Source organism: Streptomyces sp. NPDC050806 (assembly GCF_055586425.1).
Genome location: NZ_JBVJIF010000002.1, coordinates 589,017 through 610,058 on the forward strand (window position 1 = coordinate 589,017; position 21,042 = coordinate 610,058).

General features: G+C 73.6%; 21 protein-coding genes. 7 read left to right on the forward strand and 14 right to left on the reverse strand.

Going from position 1 to position 21,042, the window contains the following annotated elements; translation table 11 throughout:
* The first annotated feature begins 99 nt into the window (after positions 1-99).
* Together ACZ6WH_RS08070 and ACZ6WH_RS08075 are read left to right on the forward strand one after the other, a co-directional pair.
* Entirely contained in the window at positions 100-1,551 is a 1,452-nt protein-coding gene (locus ACZ6WH_RS08070; RefSeq protein WP_469726848.1) for a sensor histidine kinase, read from the forward strand.
* On the forward strand, positions 1,548-2,213 hold the full coding sequence (locus ACZ6WH_RS08075; protein ID WP_469726850.1) for a response regulator: 666 nt from the start codon (positions 1,548-1,550) through the stop codon (positions 2,211-2,213). The genes ACZ6WH_RS08070 and ACZ6WH_RS08075 overlap by 4 nt, the downstream gene beginning before the upstream one ends.
* Here the strand turns inward: ACZ6WH_RS08075 and ACZ6WH_RS08080 are convergent.
* A complete protein-coding gene (locus ACZ6WH_RS08080; protein ID WP_432851553.1) occupies positions 2,174-2,440 on the reverse strand; it encodes a DUF6332 family protein in 267 nt (88 codons plus the stop codon). The genes ACZ6WH_RS08075 and ACZ6WH_RS08080 overlap by 40 nt on opposite strands.
* A 169-nt stretch (positions 2,441-2,609) precedes the next feature.
* On the opposite strand from ACZ6WH_RS08080, the gene ACZ6WH_RS08085 reads away from it, so the two are divergent.
* On the forward strand, positions 2,610-3,470 hold the full coding sequence (locus ACZ6WH_RS08085; RefSeq protein WP_469726852.1) for an SMP-30/gluconolactonase/LRE family protein: 861 nt from the start codon (positions 2,610-2,612) through the stop codon (positions 3,468-3,470).
* 80 nt (positions 3,471-3,550) lie between these two features.
* On the opposite strand, the gene ACZ6WH_RS08090 is transcribed toward ACZ6WH_RS08085, so the two are convergent.
* On the reverse strand, positions 3,551-4,369 hold the full coding sequence (locus ACZ6WH_RS08090) for a maleylpyruvate isomerase family mycothiol-dependent enzyme (protein ID WP_469726853.1): 819 nt from the start codon (positions 4,367-4,369) through the stop codon (positions 3,551-3,553).
* The gene (locus ACZ6WH_RS08095) at positions 4,356-4,787 is read right to left on the reverse strand and encodes an SCO4225 family membrane protein (protein WP_469726855.1); all 432 of its coding nucleotides are present in this window, start codon (positions 4,785-4,787) and stop codon (positions 4,356-4,358) included. Before ACZ6WH_RS08095 ends, ACZ6WH_RS08090 begins: the two co-directional genes overlap by 14 nt.
* A 316-nt stretch (positions 4,788-5,103) precedes the next feature.
* On the opposite strand from ACZ6WH_RS08095, the gene ACZ6WH_RS08100 reads away from it, so the two are divergent.
* A complete protein-coding gene (locus tag ACZ6WH_RS08100) occupies positions 5,104-6,336 on the forward strand; it encodes an ROK family protein (RefSeq protein ID WP_469726857.1) in 1,233 nt (410 codons plus the stop codon).
* Positions 6,337-6,375: 39 nt separating this feature from the next.
* Here the strand turns inward: ACZ6WH_RS08100 and ACZ6WH_RS08105 are convergent, their stop codons facing one another.
* Complete coding sequence (locus tag ACZ6WH_RS08105) at positions 6,376-7,326, reverse strand: phosphotriesterase family protein (protein WP_469726859.1); 951 nt, start codon at positions 7,324-7,326, stop codon at positions 6,376-6,378.
* Positions 7,327-7,495: 169 nt separating this feature from the next.
* Here ACZ6WH_RS08105 and ACZ6WH_RS08110 point away from each other — a divergent pair, with 169 nt between their 5' ends.
* A complete protein-coding gene (locus tag ACZ6WH_RS08110) occupies positions 7,496-7,804 on the forward strand; it encodes an SHOCT domain-containing protein (protein WP_469727212.1) in 309 nt (102 codons plus the stop codon).
* 93 nt (positions 7,805-7,897) lie between these two features.
* Here ACZ6WH_RS08110 and ACZ6WH_RS08115 read toward each other — a convergent pair whose 3' ends face one another.
* Complete coding sequence (locus ACZ6WH_RS08115; protein WP_469726860.1) at positions 7,898-8,410, reverse strand: ATP-binding protein; 513 nt, start codon at positions 8,408-8,410, stop codon at positions 7,898-7,900.
* A 302-nt stretch (positions 8,411-8,712) separates the two neighbouring features.
* Positions 8,713-9,000, reverse strand: coding sequence for a hypothetical protein (locus ACZ6WH_RS08120; protein ID WP_361562380.1), 288 nt, complete (start codon positions 8,998-9,000; stop codon positions 8,713-8,715).
* Between the two features lie 243 nt (positions 9,001-9,243).
* Here ACZ6WH_RS08120 and ACZ6WH_RS08125 point away from each other — a divergent pair, with 243 nt between their 5' ends.
* Positions 9,244-10,437, forward strand: a complete 1,194-nt coding sequence (locus ACZ6WH_RS08125; RefSeq protein WP_469726861.1) for a PLP-dependent cysteine synthase family protein — start codon at positions 9,244-9,246, stop codon at positions 10,435-10,437.
* Positions 10,438-10,449: 12 nt separating this feature from the next.
* Here ACZ6WH_RS08125 and ACZ6WH_RS08130 read toward each other — a convergent pair whose 3' ends face one another.
* Together ACZ6WH_RS08130 and ACZ6WH_RS08135 are read right to left on the reverse strand one after the other, a co-directional pair.
* On the reverse strand, positions 10,450-10,926 hold the full coding sequence (locus tag ACZ6WH_RS08130; RefSeq protein WP_469726863.1) for an SRPBCC family protein: 477 nt from the start codon (positions 10,924-10,926) through the stop codon (positions 10,450-10,452).
* Positions 10,927-11,011: 85 nt separating this feature from the next.
* Positions 11,012-11,854 carry a DeoR/GlpR family DNA-binding transcription regulator gene (locus ACZ6WH_RS08135; protein ID WP_399705327.1) on the reverse strand — a complete coding sequence of 281 codons (843 nt, stop codon included), beginning with the start codon at positions 11,852-11,854 and terminating at the stop codon, positions 11,012-11,014.
* 182 nt (positions 11,855-12,036) lie between these two features.
* On the opposite strand from ACZ6WH_RS08135, the gene ACZ6WH_RS08140 reads away from it, so the two are divergent.
* Positions 12,037-14,490: a hypothetical protein gene (locus ACZ6WH_RS08140; RefSeq protein ID WP_469726864.1), complete on the forward strand. Its 2,454-nt coding sequence runs from the start codon at positions 12,037-12,039 to the stop codon at positions 14,488-14,490.
* Here the strand turns inward: ACZ6WH_RS08140 and ACZ6WH_RS08145 are convergent.
* The 6 genes from ACZ6WH_RS08145 to ACZ6WH_RS08170 form a co-directional block, all read right to left on the reverse strand.
* Positions 14,460-16,904 carry a right-handed parallel beta-helix repeat-containing protein gene (locus ACZ6WH_RS08145; RefSeq protein ID WP_469726866.1) on the reverse strand — a complete coding sequence of 815 codons (2,445 nt, stop codon included), beginning with the start codon at positions 16,902-16,904 and terminating at the stop codon, positions 14,460-14,462. The genes ACZ6WH_RS08140 and ACZ6WH_RS08145 overlap by 31 nt on opposite strands.
* Positions 16,905-17,103: 199 nt before the next feature.
* A complete protein-coding gene (locus ACZ6WH_RS08150; protein WP_432851536.1) occupies positions 17,104-17,697 on the reverse strand; it encodes an Rv1733c family protein in 594 nt (197 codons plus the stop codon).
* A gap of 347 nt (positions 17,698-18,044) precedes the next feature.
* On the reverse strand, positions 18,045-18,485 hold the full coding sequence (locus ACZ6WH_RS08155) for an ATP-binding protein (protein ID WP_469726868.1): 441 nt from the start codon (positions 18,483-18,485) through the stop codon (positions 18,045-18,047).
* A complete protein-coding gene (locus tag ACZ6WH_RS08160; protein WP_469726870.1) occupies positions 18,479-19,375 on the reverse strand; it encodes an MEDS domain-containing protein in 897 nt (298 codons plus the stop codon). The genes ACZ6WH_RS08155 and ACZ6WH_RS08160 overlap by 7 nt, the downstream gene beginning before the upstream one ends.
* A 211-nt stretch (positions 19,376-19,586) precedes the next feature.
* Positions 19,587-20,411: an MOSC domain-containing protein gene (locus ACZ6WH_RS08165; protein ID WP_469726872.1), complete on the reverse strand. Its 825-nt coding sequence runs from the start codon at positions 20,409-20,411 to the stop codon at positions 19,587-19,589.
* Positions 20,412-20,477: 66 nt separating this feature from the next.
* Positions 20,478-20,912: a DUF6643 family protein gene (locus tag ACZ6WH_RS08170; RefSeq protein ID WP_361562396.1), complete on the reverse strand. Its 435-nt coding sequence runs from the start codon at positions 20,910-20,912 to the stop codon at positions 20,478-20,480.
* Positions 20,913-21,042: the final 130 nt, after the last annotated feature.

Here is a 21,042-nt window from a genome sequence, read left to right on the forward strand (position 1 = left end):
CCGGAGCCCACGACGTGCCGGGCGTACTCCTCCGGGAGTACGCCCGGGCACCGCGTTCGGCGGACGTCGTGGGAGGCGGCAGCGGGCTAGCGTGGCGGTATGGACAAGGGACGGCCGTCGTGGGTGCGGCTGCGGCACTGCCTCGATGTCGTGCGCGGGCACCGGCACCACCCGCACGCGGGCATGCCGTCGACCTCCGCCACCACCGGCTCTCCGGATCCCACAGGCCCCCGGGTTTCGACCGACACCCATGCCTCGGCCACCACCGACAGCGCCCCTCCCGACAGCGCCCTCCCTGACACGGCCCTCTCCGACAGTGCCCTCCCCGAGACCGAAGCCCGCGCGTCGTCCGCCCGCCTGCCCTGGCGGTCGACGCTGGTCATCGCCCTCTTCGTGCAGGTCGGTACGCGGTTCGCCGCGCACGGGCAGCCGGAGCGGGTGGCCCTGGACGGTGCGGCCGAAGTGCTGCTGCTCGCGGGCTCCCTCCTGTTGCTCCTGCGGCACCGCTTCCCGCGCGTCGTCGCGTTCGGTACGGCGGTCGCGGCGACGCTCTACCTCGGGGGCGGCTATCCGTACGGTCCGGTCTTCCTGCTCGTGGCGGTCGGCTGTTTCGCCGCTGTCGTGGCGGGGCGGCGGATCGCCGCCTGGAGCGCCGTGGGTCTGGTCTGGGCCGGGCACCTCCTCGTCGCGCACTGGCTGTACCGGTGGCTGCCGCCCGGCACCGACGACGCGGCGCCCTGGGGGCAGGAGCTGGTCGTCACCGCCTGGGTGGTGGCGATCGTCGCCGCGTCCGAACTCGGCCGCGTACGCCGCGAACAGCTCGCCCACGCGCGCGCCGGGCGGGCCGCGGCGGAGCGGCGGCGGGCCGACGAGGAGCGGCTGCGGATCGCGCGCGAGCTGCACGACGTCCTCGCGCACAGCCTCTCCGTCATCAACGTCCAGGCCGGCGTCGGGCTCGCCCTGCTCGACGACGACCCCGAGCAGGCGCGTACGGCGCTGACGACGATCAAGGGCGCCAGCAAGGAGGCGCTCGGCGAGGTGCGCCAGGTGCTCGACACGCTGCGGGCGCAGGGGCGGGCCCCCAGGTCGCCGGCGCCAGGGCTGGCCCGGCTGCCCGAACTGACCGAGCAGGCGCGGAGCGCCGGACTGGACGTGGCGGTGACGGCCGAGGGCGGGGTGGCAGGGCTGCCGCCGGGGGCCGACCTCGCGGCGTTCCGTATCGTCCAGGAGGCGTTGACGAACATCGTGCGGCACTCCGGTGCGCGCACGGCACGGGTCCATGTGGCGCGGGCGTCCGGTGTCCTGCGCCTCCGCATCGACGACGACGGCCCGGCCACCGGGAGCGGGCCGGCCGGTGGTGAGGGCGGGGCGGCCGGCGGTGGGAACGGCCTGGTCGGCATGCGGGAGCGGGCCGCCGCGCTCGGCGGCGAGGTCCGGGCGGGGCCGCGTGACGACGGCGGCTTCACCGTACGTGCCACCATCCCCCTGCGGGGCGGCAACGGTGCGGCCGGCGGCCGGACGGCGGCCGGGAACGAGGAGGAGGGCGCGTGATCCGGGTACTGCTCGCCGACGACCAGGTGCTCGTACGGGCCGGCTTCCGGGCGTTGCTGGCCGCGCAGCCCGACATCGAGGTGGTCGGTGAGGCCGCCGACGGCGACGAGGCGCTGACGGCCGTGCGGGAACTGCGGCCGGACGTCGTGCTCATGGACATCCGGATGCCGGCCGTGGACGGGCTCGCCGCCACCCGGCGGATCACCGCGGACGAACGGCTGGCCGCGGTGAAGGTGGTCATGCTGACCACCTTCGAGCTGGACGAGTACGTGTTTGAGGCGATCCGTTCGGGAGCCTCCGGCTTCCTCGTCAAGGACACCGAGCCCGATGAACTGCTGCGCGCCGTACACGCGGTGGTGGCCGGTGACGCGCTGCTGTCCCCGGGCGTCACCCGGCGTCTGATCGCGGAGTTCGCCGCCCGGTCGAAGGAACCGGCCGCGGGGGAGGGGCTGGAGCGGCTCACCGAACGGGAGCGGGAGGTGATGGCGCTGGTCGGCATCGGGCTCTCCAACGAGGAGATCGCGCGCCGCCTCGTCGTCAGTCCGCTCACGGCAAAGACGCACGTCAGCCGCACGATGGTGAAGCTCGGCGCCCGCGACCGGGCGCAACTGGTCGTGCTGGCCTACGAATCCGGGCTGGTGCGCCCCGGGTGGCTGGGGTGACTCCAGCGCCACAGGACCCGCACCACGCGGAGGACACAGACGGCGCCGCCCAGTACGGCTGATGCCATGAGCCAGGAGCCGCGCCAGGAGGCGGCCACCGGGCCCCAGAGGGCGGGCGCCGCGCAGAGCAGGAAGACGAGGCCGCCCGCGAGCGCGCCGGTCACCACCGCGAACGCGATCTCGACGGTGACCGCGTCCCGTTGGGCCTGTGAGCGGGTCGGAGACACGGCGGGAGTCTGTCATGCGCACGGGATTGCCGCTCCCCTCCGGCCGCTCATAGGCTGAGCGTGCCCGGCCGGTCACCGGCCGGGACCAGCGCATGCACGGCGGTGGCGCACGCCTCGTGCCGCAGGTACGCGCGCCGGACGAACCGGCGCCGGAGGAAGGCGAGCGGTCATGAGGCATTGGGATGTTGCCGTACGGTCCAGTGCGCGGCTGGGCGAGGGGCCGACGTGGGACACCGCGAAGGCGCGGCTGATCTGGGTCGACATCCTCACCTGCCGGGTGCACACCTACGACCCCGCCACCGGCCGCCGGACCGTGATGGTCACCGAACAGCACGTCGGTGCCGCGAAGCCGCGCACGGGCGGCGGCCTGGTCGTCAACCTCCGGGACGGCGTGGGTGTTTACGACGCCGACGGGGCCTTCTCCTGGCTGGTGCACGAGGTCGTGCCGGGGCGGCGCGGCAACGACGCGGCCGTGGCCCCCGACGGGGCGCTGTGGGCCGGAACCATGCGGTACGACGAGGCGGCGGGCGGCGGGACGCTGGCGCGGATCGCCCCGGACGGCGGCACGGAGCCGGCGCTGTCGGACGTCGCGGTCAGCAACGGCATCGGCTGGAGCCCGGACGGCCGGCTGATGTACTACGTCGACTCCCCGACCCGGCGGATCGACGTCTTCGACGCGGGTGACGCGGTGGGCGCGGCCGCGAAGGTCGTACCGACCCGGCGTCCCTTCGTCGAGATCGAGGAGGGCGCGGGCTTCCCGGACGGGCTGTGCGTGGACGCGGAGGGCGGTGTGTGGGTGGCGCTGTGGGACGGTGGACAGGTACGCCGCTACACGCCCGAGGGCACCCTCGACCGTACGGTCGACCTCCCCGTACGTCGCCCGACCGCCTGCGCCTTCGGCGGCAGCGACCTCACCGACCTCTTCATCACCACGGCGCAGGAGGACACCCCGGGACACCCGCTGGAGGGCTCGGTGCTCGTCGTTCCCGGCGCGGGCCGGGGGCTGGAGCAGCCGGCCTTCGCGGGCTGAGGAGCGGAGCCGCACGACGGCGGAAGCGGCCCGCTCCCCTCGTACGACAGCCTTCCGCAGGGCCCCTGCCGAGGTGACCGTCAGACGGTGAAGAGCTGCTGCCAGAGCCGGTAGGACGAGCCGTCGTCGTCCGGCTTCACCGTCACGGCGGCCGAACTCTGCCACGGCAGGCGGTTCCACAGCATTGCGTAGAGATCCGCTGCGGGGCCTTCCAGCACGCAGTCCGGGGCCGGGCCGACGGCCTCGGGCGTCCCGTCGGCCGGGCCGGCACCCTCGCCGGTCGCCGTCACCCGCTCCGTGTGCGGCGGCGCGTCCGAAAGCCGTACACGCCAGGCGGCGTTGCCCGAACCCTCGGGGCCGGGCGCGTCCGTGGTGCGTATATACAACTCCTTCGCGGGCGCCGTGCGCGCGCGGCCGCGGTCGCGCGCGAGGAAGCCGGTCAGCAGCTCGTCGATGCCGTCCGCGGCAAAGGCCGGGTCCAGCGCGGAGAAGCCCGCGCCGAGGGCCGTCTCGGCGTCGATGCGGTGCATCGCGGTCTCGTGCGCCTGCCGGCGGGCCCAGAAAGCCAACGGTGAGGGAGCGGACAGGAAGGTCCAGCAGGCCAGGCCGGCGGGCGCCGCATCCAGCGCGTCGACCAGCGCGCGATGGCCGTCCCGCACCCAGTCCACCAGCTCCGTGCCGTCCAGGTCGGGCGCCGCCGGCGGGCGCGTACGGCCCTCCGACGCGCCCGTGACGTAACCCGTCGCCCAGCGGTGGACACTGCCGATGTGCGCGAGCAGGTCGCGGACCTGCCAGTCAGGGCAGGCGGGGACGGAGGCGTCCGGGCCCGCCCGGTCCGCGGCGTCCGCCAGCAACCGGCCTTCCCTGCGGAGCGTTTCGACGAAGTCAGTGATCTCCATGCCGTTGAGTGTGCCAGCCGCCACTGACAACGGCCCCCGGCGTGGCGGGCCGGCCGCGCAGACCACGGTGGACCAGGCCGAGCAGCAGCGCGTTGAGCAGCGCGGCGACGCCGAGGGTGGTGACCGTGTACCAGGCGGGCGCCCCCGCGTCGGGCCACAGCGCGTCGCCCGCGAACCACAGCGGGAAGAGGGTCGGGGAGGTCAGCAGCGCGGCCCAGACGCCGGACATGGAGGCGTCGGGCCGGCCGACGAAGAGCGAGTCGACGACGGCGAAGACCACCGCCGCGGCGAACAGGGCCAGATAGACACGCGAGACGGGGTTGCCGAAGGTCAGCCGTCCCACGTCGCGCAGCCACGGCTTCGGGTGCGCGTGCGGGCGGGGTGTTTCGGGGTCGCGGAGCCGGGGCGTCGCGTTCATGTGTCCCCCCAGGGGCGGTCCAAGTGCGGATACAGCGGTACGCGTCCAGTCGTACGTGCTCCGGGCGGGACGGACATCCGCTCTCGTACTCACGCGGCGGTGTCCGTACTCAAGTATCGAGGCGGCTCCGGCGGATGTCAGTGCTCGGTTCCGGCCGCGTGCGCGCCGGACCCGCAGCGGACGTACCGATCGGACGGATGCGTCCGCACGGGAGGACGGGAGGTAGCGTCTCGGTGTGCGGTGCGCGACGGGGCGATTTCCGTGAGGCGGCGGGCCGTGTTTTGTTCATGTCGGATACAAAGCCAGAATGGACGGCGTGACCCACACTCGGACGACCAGGCTGGAGCGGGGCCGCGGCGCGCTCGGACCCGCGCTGGAGCTCGTACACACCGGACGCGCGCCCACGCGTGCCGTGCTGACCTCCGAACTCGGTGTGACGCGTGCGACGGCCGGTGCGGTGGCCGCGGAGCTCGAAGCGCTCGGCTTCATCACCGTCGACGCGCACCCGACCGCCGCAGCGGGCACCCAGGGGCGCCCCTCGCACCGGCTGTTCATCGCGGAGCGGGGGCCCGTCGTCCTGGCCGTTCAGATCCACGCGGACGGCTTCCGGGTCGCGCTGGTGGGTCTCGGTGGCCGGATCGTGGCCACCACGTCCGGCTGCGGCACGATCCCCGCGGACCCCGCGCGCATCCTGTCCGAGGCCGTGCAGGCCGGCTCCGGGCTGCTGCGCGACAGCGGGCGGCGCTGCCTGGGGGCGGGCCTCGCCGTACCGTCCGCGGTCGCCGAGCCGGACGGTGAGGCGCTCAACCCGCTGCACCTCGCCTGGCCCGCCGGCGCCCCCGTGCGGCGGCTGTTCCTTCAGGCGCTGATCGACGCCGGCGTACCGGGCGTCACCCCGGACGTGGGCTTCAGCGGCAACGACGTCAACCTCACAGCCCTCGCCGAACACCGCCACGGGGCCGGCCGCGGCGCCCGCGACCTGCTCTGCGTGGCGTCCGGTCACCGCGGCGTCGGCGGTGCGCTGGTCCTGGACGGGCGGCTGCACAGCGGCAGTTCCGGGCTGGCCCTGGAGGTCGGCCACCTCACCGTCAACCCCGAGGGCGCCCCCTGCCACTGCGGCAGCCGCGGCTGCCTGGACGTCGAGGCCGACCCGCTCGCCTTCCTGGGCGCGGCCCGACGCACTCCGGGGCCCGAGGGCTCGCTCCTCAAGCAGGCGACCGATCTGCTGCGCGAGGAGTACGCGGACCCGTCGATCAGAGCGGCCGGGGAACTGCTGATCGACCGGCTCGGCCTGGGCATCGCGGGACTGGTCAACATCCTCAACCCCGACCGCATCATCCTGGGCGGGCTGCACCGCGCGCTCCTGGAGGCCGACCCCGAGCGGCTGCGCGCCGTCGTGGCGGACCGCAGCCTCTGGGGGCGCAGCGGCAGCGTGCCGATACTGCCTTGCACCCTGGACCACAACGGGCTGGTCGGCGCGGCCGAACTGGCCTGGCAGCCGGTGCTGGACGACCCGCTGATCGTCCTCGGAGCCGACGCGACCGCTTGACGCGGCGGGGCGGCCGGCCCCGCGTCCGCCATCGCCGCCTCAGGCCCGCCACTCCGTGGCGAAGGCACGTGCCGGGTTGTCCGTCAGCATGCGCTCGACGGCCGCCGTCTCCAGCGTGAGCGAGAGGCGACGCGCCAGCCCGCTCACGACGTACGGCAGCCCCGGGCCGCCGTCGGCCGACCGGGCCGCCGCCGTGGTCGTGTCCCCGCCCAGCAGGAGCCGGTCGCCGAACCCGGCGTCGACCAGCGCCGCCAGCGCGTCCGGCAGCCGCCAGTCCGTCGCGTGGTGGGCGCGCGACGGGCCGTCGAAGGCGAGATAGGCCCCCGCTTCCGCGGCCGTGCGGTGGACGGCCGCTTCGGGGGAGCGGTTCAGGTGCCCGAGCACCACGTGCTGCGGCGCCACGCCCGCCGTGCCGCACAACAGGTCCAGCACGTCGAGCGCGCCGGTGCCCAGCTCCAGATGGACGGCGATCGCTGCGCCCGTGGCGTGGTGCGCCTCGGCGGCCGCGGCGAACGTGTGCCGGGCGTGCGCGTCCAGGCCGTGGAAGCCGCCGGCCACCTTGATGAGGCCGGCCCGCGGCCCTTCGGGTCCGCCGATGCCCTCCGTGAGCTCCGCGACGAACAGGGCCGCCAGGTCGCCCCGCACCCGGTCGAGGAGGTCCGGTGCGTAGTGCGCCGCCTGATGCAGCCCGGTGGCGGCGACGATCCGTACGCCCGTCGCTCGTGAGAGGCGCACCAGTTCGGCTGCGCGGCGCCCCATCCCGTGGGGCGTCCACTGCATCACCGTGCCGCCGCCCGCCTCCTTGAAGGCGCGCAGCTCGGCTGCCGCGGCGGCGGGATCGTCCAGCTCCTGTCCGGGCAGCTGCGGGCTGGTCAGGAAGAGATGGTCGTGGGCGTCGCAGCGGCCCTCCAGCGCAGTAGGAGACAGGTCGCCCAGGACGGTACGAAGCGCGGCGGACGGGGGCTCTGCAAGGCGTCGAGGTATGGCCATGGAGGTAATGTACATACCAGTAGTTACATTGCCTCGATGGGCGGCCTCCGGTGGCGTACTCCCCGAGGGGTAGCCGTGGTGCCGCTGTACGTACGACGACGTGGGGCGGCCTGTGGGTCAGGCTCGGAGGAGAAGCGAAACGGCGCGACCTTCCGAGGAGCTGATCATGATGGATGTGCTCGCCACCCCCTGGTCCGACGGTGGCCCCGGAGCCTGGATCCTGTTCTTCCCGCTGTTCTGGGCGGTCGTGGTGATCGGTGTGATCACCCTGCTGCAGCGCACCGTGTGGCGCGGGCGCGGGCCCTGGCAGGGGCCCGGCGGGGCCGCCGACGCCGCGCACGCCGGTCCCTCGCCCCTCTCGGTGCTCGGCCGGCGGTTCGCCTCCGGTGAGATCGACGAGGACGAATACTGGCGGCGGCTCTCGGTCCTCGAAGAGCAGTTCGGGGTCCGAGGCAAGCGCAAGAGAGGCGCGGAGTGACCGCGCCCGTCGTAGGGGGCGAGATCGCTCGCCCCATGAAGCGCAGTCGCCCCACGAACGGCTGAGCGCCCGGCCCCCTCGGGGACCGGGCGCTCAGCCCACGTGTGCGCCGCGTGCGGCTGCGCGTACTCCGCCGCTCGCTTCTGTGTGCGCCGCCTCGGGCGATGCCGACGGCAGGCCGGCGAGCGCGTGGCCCGGCTCCTGGCGGGCGGGGCCGAGGGCGGGGAGCGTGAACCAGACGACCTTGCCGCTGTCCTCCGGACGGGCGCCCCAGCTCTCGCTCAGCTCGGCGATGAGGATCAGGCCCCGGCCGCCGACGTCCAGCGGGCCGGCCATGGCGGGCTGGGGCAGCCGGGGGTCGAAGTCGCGCACCGAGACCGTCAACTGGTCCAGCAGGACCGACAGTTCGACGGTGCACTGCTTGCTGGGAACGGCGTGCTGATGGACGTTGGCGAGCAGCTCCGTCACCCCGAGGGTCGCGGCGTCGATCAAGGCGTCGAGGCGCCAGTAACGCAGCTGTGCCGATACGATTCTGCGCATCTGTCCGATGCGTGCCGGCAGGGCTTGGAGCTCCACCGCGCAGTGCCTGCTGGGTTGCCTGATCACGACCACGACTCCCCTGATGAGGCCGGGCGCGCCCGCCGCTACGGAACGCGAGGACCGGGTCCGGCGATGTCCCGTTCACCGGAGAGTCACCGCTGGTGAACCCTCGGTGATACGAGTACCAGGGTCGGCCCGCTCACCCACTCCCGCAACCGCAGGCCACGCGCAACCCCAGCGCGTCCCACCGGACTTCACTCGAATGCAGTCGGCGTTCCCCCGCATGCGGACCCGTATGGTCCCGTCCTCGTCCGCACGCGGCCCGCAGGCCCCGTCGCCGTGCCGTGTCCGTCCGCCGCTCCGCGGCGTCAGGTGTGCGCCGCTCCGGCGGCCCGCACGGCGTCCATGAAGCGCTCAGGGGCTCCCATGGTGAGTGAATACCGGTGACCGTTGAGCGTGGCGTAGGCGCGGTCCCGGGACAGCAGTCGTGGGCGGTGCGCCTGTACCGATGTCAGCGGGGCGCTGTCGATCTCCGTGCCGTAGCTCGTCAGCAGCGCCAGCCTGCCGTCACGGATGATGACCTGACCCGCACGGGTCAGCGAACGCAGCCAGCGCTCGATGCGCACACCGGTCGCGTTGAACTCCGGCTCCCTCATGGAGCACCGCCTCCTCGACACACATGGCTCGGGGTGAGGCCCCCGCCCATCAAGAAGTCTGCCCGGATCGCGGCCCGGGCACCAGTTCCCCTGGTCGCGGGCCTGTCGAACACCGGTACCCAGGCTGCTCCTTGGAGATGCTCAAAGCCTTGTTTATGCAGGTGAGAAACGTGTGGCGGATGGTTATGATCGAGGGAAGCCCGGCGGACGCGGCGGGCCGGAACGACCGCGAGGAGCACGCCCATGAGTACCGCACAGCACCTGGACGGGCGGGACGGCGACCTCACGGGCGACGACGATGGCTCCTGCGCCGCTCCTGACGCACCCGAAGGCGCGCCGCTGTCGACCATCGATGTCGACCGCACCGACGCCGGCTACCGCGACTGGCTGAAGGACGCAGTGCGCAAGGTCCAGGCGGACGCCAACCGCAGCGCCGACACCCACCTGCTGTACTTCCCGCTGCCCGAGCAGTGGGGCATCGACCTCTACCTCAAGGACGAGTCGACGCACCCCACCGGCAGCCTCAAGCACCGCCTCGCCCGCTCCCTGTTCCTCTATGGGCTGTGCAACGGCTGGATCCGCCCCGGCAAGCCCGTCATCGAGGCGTCCAGCGGTTCCACGGCCGTCTCCGAGGCGTACTTCGCCAAGCTCATCGGGGTGCCGTTCATCGCGGTGATGCCCGCGACGACCAGCCGGGAGAAGACCCGTCTGATCGAATTCCACGGCGGCACCTGCCACCTGGTCGCCGACCCGCGGACCGTCTACGACGTCTCCGCCCGGCTCGCGGCCGAGACCGGCGGCCACTACATGGACCAGTTCACCTACGCCGAGCGGGCCACGGACTGGCGCGGCAACAACAACATCGCCGAGTCGATCTTCCAGCAGCTGCGCCTGGAGCGGTATCCCGACCCCACCTGGATCGTGGCCACCGCGGGCACCGGCGGTACGTCGGCGACCATCGCCCGCTACGTGCACTACATGCAGCACGACACCCGGGTCTGCGTCGCCGACCCCGAGAACAGCTGCTTCTTCGACGGCTGGCTGAACGGCGACGCCGAGACCGACTGCCGCACCGCCTCCCGCATCGAGGGCATCGGCCGCCCCCGGATGGAGCCCAGCTTCGTGCCCGGCGCCATCGACCGGATGATGAAGGTCCCGGACGCGGCGAGCGTGGCGGCCGTACGGGCCCTGGAGGCGGCCATCGGCCGCAAGGCGGGCGGTTCGACGGGCACGGGGCTGTGGAGCGCCCTGAAGATCGTCTCCGAGATGGTCGCGGCGGGCCGTACGGGCTCGGTGGTCACCCTGCTGTGCGACCCCGGCGACCGCTACCTCGACAAGTACTACTCCGACGGCTGGCTGGCCGAGCAGGGGCTGGACATCACGCCGTACGCCAGGACCCTGCAGACCTTCCTCGCCGAGGGGACCTGGCCGGAGTGACGGGCCGGCCGCTCAGACCGTGATCAGCCGCCGGTCCAGCTGCCGCATCGAATCGCGGAACGCGCGGCCCAGCATCGGACGGCTGAGCTGCATCACCGTGCGGAACGGCGCGGGGCCGTCGGCGGCGAACGTCCAGCGTACAAGCGTGCCGCCGCCGGGGCCCGGGGCGAGCCGCCAGTCCTCCAGCAGGGCCCGCAGGCCCGGAGCGTTGGTCTCGTCGACGCGGTAGGCGTAGTGCTCGGGGCGCTCGGCGGCCATGACGCTCTCGCGGAAGCGGGTGCCGCCCGTCAGCCGCACCGCACGGCCCTTGCCGCCGTCGATGGGCGCGATCCGGGAGACGCCGGTGAACCAGGCGCACCAGGAGCCGACATCGTCGGCGAGCGCGGCGTACACCGCCTCCGGAGGCGCGGACAGCCCGGCCGCGAAGACCATCCGCAGCGGCGCTGACTCGGCGAAGTCGAGCCCCACGGGGCTCAGTCGGCGCGTCATCGGTACGAGCACCCCCTGCACACAGTGACGATTCCGGTACCCGCAGTCGAACATACCGGCGACGCACACCATAGCTGGCGTCTCGTCACATGTCTGCGTCGTCCTCCGGCTCGCCGGCCACCACCAGGCGCGGCGGCAACTCGGCGAACTCGGCGCGCGCCCGCGCCGGCAGCCCGGGATCGGTGACCAGCACGTCCACCTGGTCCAGGGAGGCGAACGAACTCAGGCCGACCGTGCCCCACTTGGTGTGGTCCGCCACCACCACGACCCGGCGCGCCGACCGCACGAAGTGCCGGTTGGTCTCCGCCTCGGCGAGGTTCGGCGTCGACAGCCCGGCCTCGACCGATATGCCGTGCACACCGAGGAAGAGCACATCGAAGTGGAGCGAGCGGATCGCGGCGTCGGCGACCGGGCCCACCAGGGTGTCCGACGGCGTCCGCACGCCGCCTGTCAGCACGACAGTGGCCGCACCGGGGCGCGGGCTCCCGGAACCGGCCGCCGCCCGCTGCGCGGCGTAGAAGACGTCCGCCACCCGGACGGAATTCGTCACCACCGTCAGGTCCGGCACGTCCAGCAGCTGATGGGCCAGCGTGAAGGCCGTCGTACCGCCCGCCAGCGCGATCGCGCTGCCCGGTGCCGCCATCTGCGCCGCCGCCTCGGCGATGGCCTCCTTGGCCGACAGCTCCAGCGCGGACTTGGCCTCGAACCCCGGTTCGTGCGCGCTCGGCTCGCTCACCGGGACCGCGCCGCCGTGCACCTTCTCCACGACGCCCTGACGGGCCAGCGCGTCCAGGTCCCGACGGACCGTCATGTCCGAGACGCTCAGCTTGCGGGTCAGCTCGTTGACGCGGACACCGCCGCGCCGCCTCACCTCGTCCAGGATCAGGGCACGCCGCTGCTCGGCGAGGAGATTCTGGTTGTCACTCACCCGGCCTGTCCCTTCGTCCCCGGTGCGCCGCGCGCCATGCCGCACCAGCGCCGCTGTCCGGAGACATCCTCGCACGAGGCACCGACACGGACTCCCGGAGCCGGATGAGGTGAATGCGCTCCCGGGGCGGGCAAGAAAGAATCCGGAGCGCACATCGAAGTACGGACAACGGGGGAAGCACTGTGGACACTACGCACCGGTCCGCGCCCGCGGCCACGACGGACCCGGACGACGACGGGGACACCGCCGCCGCGCACGGACCACGCCGGATCGCCCTGGAACTCCGGGTGCACGGCGTCGGCGGCACCACACCGGCCGAGATGCTCGACGACCCCCGGGTCGTGCGCATCACCGGTGACGACACCGCCGCCATCTACCGCCGCGCCGCCGACGCGGACGCCGAGGAGCGCCCCGTGGACCCGCGCGAGGGCGACCCCGAAGAGCCGGTCCGCGAGGCGTACGTCTGGTGCAATCTCACCTCGGGCAACGGCAGCCGTGCCCTCTGGCTGATCCTGCTGCCCTTCATGGTCGCCAACCTCGCCCACTGGATGCGTCCCGCAGCGCCCAGAGGCCATCCCGCCCAGCGGATCTACGACGTCCTCGTACGGATCCTCGCGCTCACCCTCACCGTGCTGCTCGCCGCTGGAGCCTGCGAGGTGGCTCTGGACCTGATCGCCTGGCAGTGCGCCGGCAGCCACGCCTGCTCCAGCGACCGCTCCTGGCTCGGCTTCCTCAACACCGCGCACGACGGCTGGTGGAGCCTGCCGGGCCGCCGCCTCGTGGTCGCCGGCGTGCTGCCGCTGTTCCTCGTGGGCCTGCTCTGGTGGCTCTCGCACCGCACGTGGAGCGCGTACGAATCGGCCTCCCCGCCGCCGCGCCGCCCCGGTACCTCGCGCGACACCCCGCCCTCGGAGCGCCCCACGCTCTGCCTGGACGGCTTCTGGTACGGCCGCCGGGTCGTCGCCCGGCTGCGCTCCGCGCACGCCGCGGCGGGGCTGCTCACCATCGCCACCGCCCTGCTGCTGACCGCGCACGACGCCGATGGCAGGCCCGGCGCCGACGCGGCGCTGCGCTGGACCGGGTACGGCCTGGCCGCGCTGGTCGCCGTGCTCGCGGTGCTCAGCGCCGTCATCGTCTGCCGCACCGCGCGCAGCGAGGCGGAGCCCGACGTGGAGACCGACCGGCCCATCGTGCGGTGGCTGCCGTGGGCCTCGCTCGGCGCACTGGGCCTGATCGCCCTGCACACCGCCTGGGCGCGCCCCGGCTGGACCTCCTCCGGGCACCTCCCGGGTGCCGGCGCCTTCGCCGTCATCGCCGTCCTCCAGGGCGTCCTGGTCGTCGGACTGCTGCTGACCGCCGCGGTGCTCCAGCGGGCAGCGCGCGGCACGGAGCGCACCGCCGCCGGGGGCCTGGCCGGGGCCTCCGTCGCACTGCTGGCCTGCGCGCTGGGCGGCGTCCTCACCGGGGGAGTGGCACAGCGCGCCGCCGACTGGCTGGACCGCGGCGCCACCCCGGGGGACCGGCACGCCCCGATGGCGGGCCCGCCCGTGCTGCTCTCGTGGCAGGCCTCGGTCATCCCGGTGCTGCTGATCGTCGTCCTGGTACTGGTCGTGGTGGCCGCCTTCGAGGTGCGCGCCGTTCGCCGCAGGGTCCTTCCGGACATTCCCGGCCTGTACGAGGACGAGGAGAAGCCCGATGCGCAGCGAGCACGGCGCATCGCGGGCACCATCGCCCGCGCCGGGCTCACCGACCGGGCGCCGCTGCTGATCGGCGTGATCACCGCGGCCACCTTCGTGCTGGGCACGGGAGCGGTGCTCGGCGCCCGCCTCACGGGGCTGCCGCCGGGCCGCGCCCTGGACGGCGCGCCCGTCTTCGTGGACGCCATTGCCGAGACCGCCCAGGCGCTCGGCTCCTGGCTGATGGGCGCCGGCGTCGTCCTGCTGCTCGCCATGGGACGCCGGGCCTACAAGGACCAGTCGGCCCGCCGCACCATCGGCATCCTCTGGGACGTCGGCACCTTCTGGCCACGCGCCGCGCACCCCTTCGCGCCGCCCTGCTACGCCGAGCGCGCCGTGCCGGACCTGACCTGGCGGATGGCGACCTGGACTGAGACGCACGACGGCCGCCTGGTCCTCTCCGGGCACTCCCAGGGCAGCGTCCTCGCGGCCGCCGCCGTCTGGCAGCTGGACCCGGTGACGCGCAGCCGGGTCGCGCTCCTCACCTACGGCTCACCGCTGGAGCGCCTCTACGGGCGCTGGTTCCCCGCCTTCTTCGGGCCGTCCGCGCTCACCGGTCTGCACCGCGAGATGGACGCCTGGCGCAACCTGTGGCGCTTCACCGACCCCATCGGCGGCCCGGTCCGCCTCACCTGTGAGGACGGCGCCGAGATCGACCGCGGGCCGCTCCGCGACCCGCTCGTCTTCGGACGCACCCTCCAGCACCCGCTGCCCGCCCAGATCCTCGGCCACGGCGACTACCAGGCGGACCCGGAGTTCGAAGCGGCCCGCGCCGAACTCCTCGCCCACCTGGCACCCGGGGTGCCGCCACAGCCCGGCGGGCCCGTTGCCGAGCGGGAGGCCGGTCCCGGGGTGCCGCCCGCAGAGCCTCAGGGAAGCGTCGGCAGGTCCTCGGCGTAGAGGTGGGTGAGGTCGTCGGTGCTGGGGTCGGGGAGCTGGGCGACCCGGCCCGCGTGCCGTTCGACCATCGCTTCGAACGTCTGCCGGGCGGTGCGCCCGTTGCCGAACGACGGTCCCTTCGGGAGCGCGGTGAAGTACTTCAGCAGCGCTTCGGAGGTGCCCTCCGCGAGGTGGTACTCCTGCTCCTCGGCCTGCTGACCGACGATCCGCAGCAGTTCCTCGGGGTCGTAGTCGCCGAACCTGATGGTCCGCGAGAAACGCGACGCGACGCCGGGGTTGACCGCGAGGAAGCGCTCCATCTCGGAGGTGTAGCCCGCCACGATGACCACCACCGCTTCCCGGTGGTCCTCCATCAGCTTCACCAGGGTGTCGATGGCCTCGCGCCCGAAGTCCCGTCCGGAGTCCTCCGGGGACAGCGCGTACGCCTCGTCGATGAAGAGCACCCCGCCGCGCGCCCGGTCGAACGCCTCCTGGGTACGGATCGCCGTCGAGCCGATGTGCTCGCCCACGAGGTCCACCCGGGAGACCTCCACGAGGTGGCCCCGCTCCAGCACCCCGAGGGACGCCAGGATCTCGCCGTACAGCCGGGCGACGGTGGTCTTGCCCGTACCGGGGGAGCCGGTGAAGACCAGGTGGCGGCGGACCGAGGCGGCCTTCAGGCCCGCCTGCTGCCGGCGCCGGCCCACCTCGATCATGTTGATCAGGCTGCGCACCTCGCGCTTGACGCTCTCCAGGCCGACGAGCGTGTCCAGCTCGCCGAGGACCTCCTCGGAGGGCCGGGTGTCCGTCACCGGCGCGGCGACGGCCGCCGCGGCCGCTCCAGGGGCCGTGGGGGCACCGCCCAGCAGGCCCGCGGTGACCGCGGGCTGTGCGGTGGGAGCGATCGCCGGGGCGGTGGCCGGCATGGGCGGGACGGACGGCGCCGCGGCGGCCGCCGACTCCGTCATCCGGCTCTCGTCGCTCGTGCAGTCCACCGCCGTGGGCCCGTCCTCGGCGAACTCGTACCCGCCGCGCGCGCACCGCTCCGTACGGCACCGCGTCAGCGTCGTACGGCAGCCGTCGATCACGTGGAAGCCGTACCCGGAGCTGCCCGTGACGCGGCAGCCGTGGAACGTGCCGCGGCCTTCCGCCGACACGTAGAAGCCCGCCTCGGCCGGTGCGCTCACCGTGCACCGCTCGATGGTCGGGTCGGCGCCCTTGGTGACGATCACGCCGGTCTGGGTGTCCTCGAACGTGCACCCCGAGAGCGTGCCGCCGCTGCCGTGGTCCCTGAACCACGCGCCGGTCGCGGCTTCCCGGATGCGGCAGTCGTCCAGCTGCACGGTCGCGCCGTCGCTGACCGAGACCGCGGTGTTCCGTACCTGGGACAGATCGGAATCGACCACATCGGCGCGCGAGCCGCGGTCCAGCACGAAGAGCGCGTCCGGCACGTCGTGCACCCGGGTCGAGTCCAGGACGGCCGTCGCGCCGTCGCTCACCCACACCGCCGGATAGTCGCCCGTGCTGTCGTGGATCTCGCACTGGTTGGCGTCCACCCGGGTGCCCGGGTCCCACACGGACAGGCCGTTGCGTCCGAAGTGCCGCACCCGGCTGCGGGTCAGCGTCAGCACCGAACGCGACCGCAGGTCCAGCGCGTTCTCGGGTATGTCGTGGATGTCGCAGTCGGCGACCGTGAGCACCGCGTCCGTGTCGAGCGTGACGCCGTCCGCCGAGGTGCGGTGCACCGTGCAGTCGGTGAGGTGCCCGGTCGCGCGCGAGGCGACCTGCACGCCCGCGCCCTTGATCTCGTACAGCTCGCAGCCGATCGCCTCTACCGCGCTGCCCTCGCCGTTCACCGAGAGACCGGCCCCGCTCGCGTGGTGCACCCGGCAGCGCTCCAGCCGCGGATGCGCCCCGCCGCGCACCGCTACGCCCGCCTGCCCGGCCGCCAGCACCTCGCACTCCTCGAAGACGCCGCCCGCCTCGTCCAGCACGCTGATGCCCACGCCGCCCGGGTTGTCGACCGTGCACCGCCGCACCGTGGGACGGGCGCCACCGCGCACCTCGATGCCGGCCGCCGACCGCGTCACCACGCGCAGCCCTGCCAGCTCCGGTGCACCGTCCTCCACCAGCAGCGCGGGCGCTGCCGAGTCCTGCGCCTCGACGTGCAGGTCCTGCACGGTCGCCGAGGCCCGTACGGTCAGCGCCACGCCGTCGGCGGGGGCGATCCGCACCGAACCGCGCGCCCCGTCGGGTCCGCGCAGCGTCACCGCACGGCGCAGTACGAGGTTCTCCCGGTAGGTGCCGGCCGCGACGGTCAGTACGTCGCCGTCCCCGGCGGCTTCGAGGGCGGCGGCCAGGGAGCTGTACTCCCCTGTGCGACGCCGCCAGCGCGACGTCCCGGAGTGCGTGACCTGGACCGAGCCCTGTGCCATGGCGATGTCGTGCCCCCACCTCGTGCGGCTGTTTCCGGCCCGCGGTGGTACGCGCGTGTATGTCCGCGTACGGGCTTCGCAGGCCCCAGCCGAGCGGCTGGCTGCACCACCGTAGCGCGCTCCGGGCAAGGCAGTTGACGTGGTCGCCGGCTTGCCGCACGAGGGGGTGAGGGTTGCCGCACGAGGGGCGGCGGGCGGCTCAGCTGCCGGCGCCGGCGCGTCCCCAGTCCTGGCCGGCGCGCTCCCACGCCTCGTCCCAGTGCCGGTACCGGCGGCGCATCAGCTGCCACAGGACCAGTCGGCGGCCGCCCTCGACGGCGGCTCCGGCGAGCGCGCCGGCGCCCAGCCCGGCGAGTACCGCGTGGGAGCTCGCGGTCGACGCGTCCATGGGGCGGGCCATGGGCCGGCCGCGGTCGTCGGTCCAGATGCGGAAGCGGTCGCCGGGCTCCACCGGGCGCGGGGCCGCGACCGGCCCGAGGTGCCGGCTGCCGTCCACGCCGCGCCAGTTGGCGAGCACCCTGCGGTGCGCGTCGCGGCGGGTGGCCGTCTCGGGATCGGGGTCCACGGGGGGATGCGGCAGCAGCCGGTCCACCTGCACCCACACCAGGTGCCGTTGGGACTGCTGGGTCCGCACGCCCTGCTGGAGCGCCTCGTCGGCGGTCCGGGCGGTCGCCCAGCCGACCGCCGTGCCCCCGAGGGCGATCAGTACGGCGGCGGCGAGCGCCAGCCATGCCTCTGCAAGATCAGTCCTGCGCCGCAGCGGATTCCGCCGCCAACGCCACACCCCGCTCATCGCTCGCACCGTCCGGCACCCCCCTTCCGTGTGCGTAACTACCTCAATCCGGGCCCTTCATGCACGGTTTTCGCGAAGTGGAGAGCAAAATCACGGGACATGACCGTGCTCCGCGGCAGCCGCTGCGACAGGGCGCGTGGCGCGGGAGGGGCAAGGTGCTTCGGGGCGCGAGGCATCCGACGCCCACCCGGTACGGGGCTCCATCCTATCGCCGCCGGATGCGGTGAAGGCGGTGGGGAGATCGCGAAACGGCCACGAGAAGGCCCCGGAACGTGGACGGTGGGGGTCTTGGCGCGGGAGGCGGCGGCAGGGCGCTCAGCGGCCGTCCAGCGGCCTTCCCGGGGTGATCAGGGCAGCCGGACGGCCAGCGTGACCATCGCGCCGTCCGCCGGCCCCGGCGTGATCGACAGCCGGTCGGCGACCAGCCGGGCCATCCACAGCCCGCGACCGGTTGGCGCGCCGTCCAGCCCCGGCAGCAGCTCGGGGATGACGGCCTCGGTGAAGCCCGGACCCGAGTCGATGACCAGGCACTCCAGCTCGTGCTCGGTCCGGCGCAGCACCAGCCGGCCGCTGCCGCCCGCGTGCTCCACGGCGTTGCTCGCCACCTCGTCCACCGCCAGCACGAACTCCCCGCGCCGCGGCTCGGCCAGCCCCTCACGGGCCGCGCACTCCTCGACGAGCAGGCGCACCTGGGGGAGCAGCCGGGCCGTGAACCGCCGCTGGAGCAGGTATCTGACGCTCGCTTCGTTGCCCGTGCCCTGGGGACGGGCGGACTCGGGGATCAGCACGGGCGCGCCACCTCCGACAGGGTCAGCCGCGGGATCGACTCCGCTCCCAGCCTTCGCAGCAGGCCGATGTGCACGGGCCCGCACCGGATCCCGACCCGGTGGTGACCACCCGCCTCCTGGACGAGCGAGAGGAGGCCGGCGGCACAGCCGACCGACAGGAAGTGCAGCCGGGTCAGGTCCAGAACGAGCCTGCCGGCGTCCGCGCTCTGCAGGAGGGCGAGTTCCAGGTCGGTGAGGAAGCGTTGCTTCATGGCGGCGTCGGCCTCGCCCACGAAGCGCAGCGCACCGTCCGGAGCGCGCTCCGTATGCAGCGCACCGAGCCTTTCGAGGAGGTTGCGAGGGTGCGCCTCAGCCATGGCGGTGAGCACCTCCGGCGTGAACCAGCGCCGGTCGTACGCGCAGATCTCGCTGTACGGGCGCCCCGTGAACAGGTCGTGGGCGTTCGACTCGCGGTGCATCATCGTGCGCACGTCCGCGCCGAGGGCCGGCACCCAGTGCATGTCGATGAACGTCCGCAGGCCCGTGTATCCGTCCGCTACCGCCTGCGCGGTCTCCTCGCGCAGCCGGCTCCACTGCCGGTCCGCCGTGAAGGCGGGATCGGGGCTGATGAGCCGGCGCATGCTGCTGAGCACCAACTGTCCTCTGATGCGGGCCGTGGCCGTGGTGCGGTTCGGGAAGTCCAGCCGCGCCAGGACCTCTTCCTGGGGGATGCCGGGGCGCGGAAAGACGATGACCCGCTCGCCCCGGGCCAGGCCGAGACGGGTGAAGGCGGTCAGGACCTCCCAGCGGACCTCGTCGTTGTCGTAACTGACGAAGGCGTGGTCGCCCGGGCGCATGTGGTGCACGGGGATGAGGCGATCTCCCGTCGCGTCCCCGGCGGTCCTCCGCACGTGAATCTCCCTGTCGCAACCGCAGTGCGTTCACTCTAGGCAGGCGGCACGGGGCCCCGCAACGCGGCCGACGAGGGGTGCGCCGTGCGCACAACAACGGGCGTAGCCCCGCTGCGCCGCACTCCGTGGCGTGCGCACGGAAGGGCGCTGCGGTGCGGACACGACGACTCGCGAAGGCGTGGTGGCGACGGCGTGAGAACACGTGCTGACGTCAGCTCAGGACCTCGAAGGGATCGCCGACGCGGAGGGTGCCGCGCGACTCGGGTATGAGGTTCTGCCCGAACACGAGGTCGTCGCCGATGCGGCGGTGCCGGGCGAGCGTGCGCAGCGGCTCCTTGCCCCGCTCGGCGGTGCGCTGGTCGGTGGTGGTCACCACGCAGCGGTCGGAGGGCTTGACGGCGCGGAAGGTCACCTCGCCGATCCGCACCCGCCGCCAGTCGTCCTCGGCCCATGGCGCCGTGCCCTCGACGACGACGTTCGGCCGGAAGCGGTCCATCGGCAGCGGTCCCTCGTCGGCGTGGTCGCCCTGGGCGATGAGGGAGTTGAGCGCGTCCAGTGAAGACACGGTGGTGAGCAGCAGCGGGAACGCGTCGGCGAAGCTCACCGTGTCGCCCGGCCGTCCGTAGTCCTGGCGCACAGGCCGGCGGACGGCCGGGTCGTCCATGTGAACGAGCGTGACCTCGGTTTCCAGATACGTGCTGAACCAGTCCGCGGCCTCGGCGGCCGCGGGCACGGCCTCCACCTTGTCGCGGAAGACCTGCACCGGCACGGTCGCACCGGGGTCCGGGACCGTCACGGACAGCTCCGTCATCCCCGGCGCGCTGAGCCTGATTCCCCCGTCAGGCCCTGCCTCCGCCACGGCCAGCGCCAGCTGCGGCCGGGACCGCTGCGTGACGAGCCGCCGCTGCTCGTCGACGACGAGCCAGCGCCGGTCTCCCGCCAGGCCCCACGGCTCCACGTCGGCGGAGCCGGGGGCGGTCCCCGCGAGCGACTTCACCGGGTACAGCTGGAGGGCACGGAGGCGCGAGTTCGGCATGTGCCCATCCTGCCAGCCGGGTCGGACAATTGGCCGGGCGGCAGGACAGTTGTCCGGACGTCGGCGTCAGTAGCCGCGCGGATGCTGCGGGCGGCCGTACGGGTCCTCGTACGGAGCGGGGCGCGGCGCGACCGGGGCCGCCGGGCGCATCGCCTCGTAGCCGGTGCTCATCGGGCGCCGGGGCTGCTGGTGCTGGCTCGGATAGCCCTGTCCCGCGGACTGCTGCGGGATGTACGGCGCGGGGGCCGGCTGCATCGGCGCCTGGCCGGGATACCCCTGCTGGGCGGGCGTGTGGGACGGGCCGGAGGGGAGCGCGGGCAGCGCCGGCAGGGCCGGTGCGGAGTACGAGGACGATGACCCGATGTCGTACGGGGGCTGGACCCTGATCGGCGCGATCTGGGGTGTGCCGCGTTCGGCGACGAGGCTGTCGTAGATCGGGGTGTCCGGGAAGGAGGGCGAAGCGTAGTAGCCGCCGCCGTAGGTAGAGCGGGGGGAGGTCATGCCTCTTAAGTTAAGCCCACGATGTGCTGGTTGGGGAGCCTGAAAAGAGGGTTGTTTTACGTGTCGGTAGTGGTGGCGGATCACTAATGTGGGTGAACCTGGGAAAATCGGTCGCCAGCACCCGTTTGAA

Coding starts and splice junctions, on each gene's coding strand:
- ACZ6WH_RS08070 (WP_469726848.1), top strand. CDS start 100: ATGGACAAGGGACGGCCGTCGTGGGTGCGGCTGCGGCACTGCCTCGAT.
- ACZ6WH_RS08085 (WP_469726852.1), top strand. CDS start 2,610: ATGAGGCATTGGGATGTTGCCGTACGGTCCAGTGCGCGGCTGGGCGAG.
- ACZ6WH_RS08090 (WP_469726853.1), bottom strand. CDS start 4,369: ATGGAGATCACTGACTTCGTCGAAACGCTCCGCAGGGAAGGCCGGTTG.
- ACZ6WH_RS08095 (WP_469726855.1), bottom strand. CDS start 4,787: ATGAACGCGACGCCCCGGCTCCGCGACCCCGAAACACCCCGCCCGCAC.
- ACZ6WH_RS08105 (WP_469726859.1), bottom strand. CDS start 7,326: ATGGCCATACCTCGACGCCTTGCAGAGCCCCCGTCCGCCGCGCTTCGT.
- ACZ6WH_RS08110 (WP_469727212.1), top strand. CDS start 7,496: ATGGATGTGCTCGCCACCCCCTGGTCCGACGGTGGCCCCGGAGCCTGG.
- ACZ6WH_RS08120 (WP_361562380.1), bottom strand. CDS start 9,000: ATGAGGGAGCCGGAGTTCAACGCGACCGGTGTGCGCATCGAGCGCTGG.
- ACZ6WH_RS08125 (WP_469726861.1), top strand. CDS start 9,244: ATGAGTACCGCACAGCACCTGGACGGGCGGGACGGCGACCTCACGGGC.
- ACZ6WH_RS08130 (WP_469726863.1), bottom strand. CDS start 10,926: ATGACGCGCCGACTGAGCCCCGTGGGGCTCGACTTCGCCGAGTCAGCG.
- ACZ6WH_RS08145 (WP_469726866.1), bottom strand. CDS start 16,904: ATGGCACAGGGCTCGGTCCAGGTCACGCACTCCGGGACGTCGCGCTGG.
- ACZ6WH_RS08150 (WP_432851536.1), bottom strand. CDS start 17,697: ATGAGCGGGGTGTGGCGTTGGCGGCGGAATCCGCTGCGGCGCAGGACT.
- ACZ6WH_RS08165 (WP_469726872.1), bottom strand. CDS start 20,411: ATGCCGAACTCGCGCCTCCGTGCCCTCCAGCTGTACCCGGTGAAGTCG.
- ACZ6WH_RS08170 (WP_361562396.1), bottom strand. CDS start 20,912: ATGACCTCCCCCCGCTCTACCTACGGCGGCGGCTACTACGCTTCGCCC.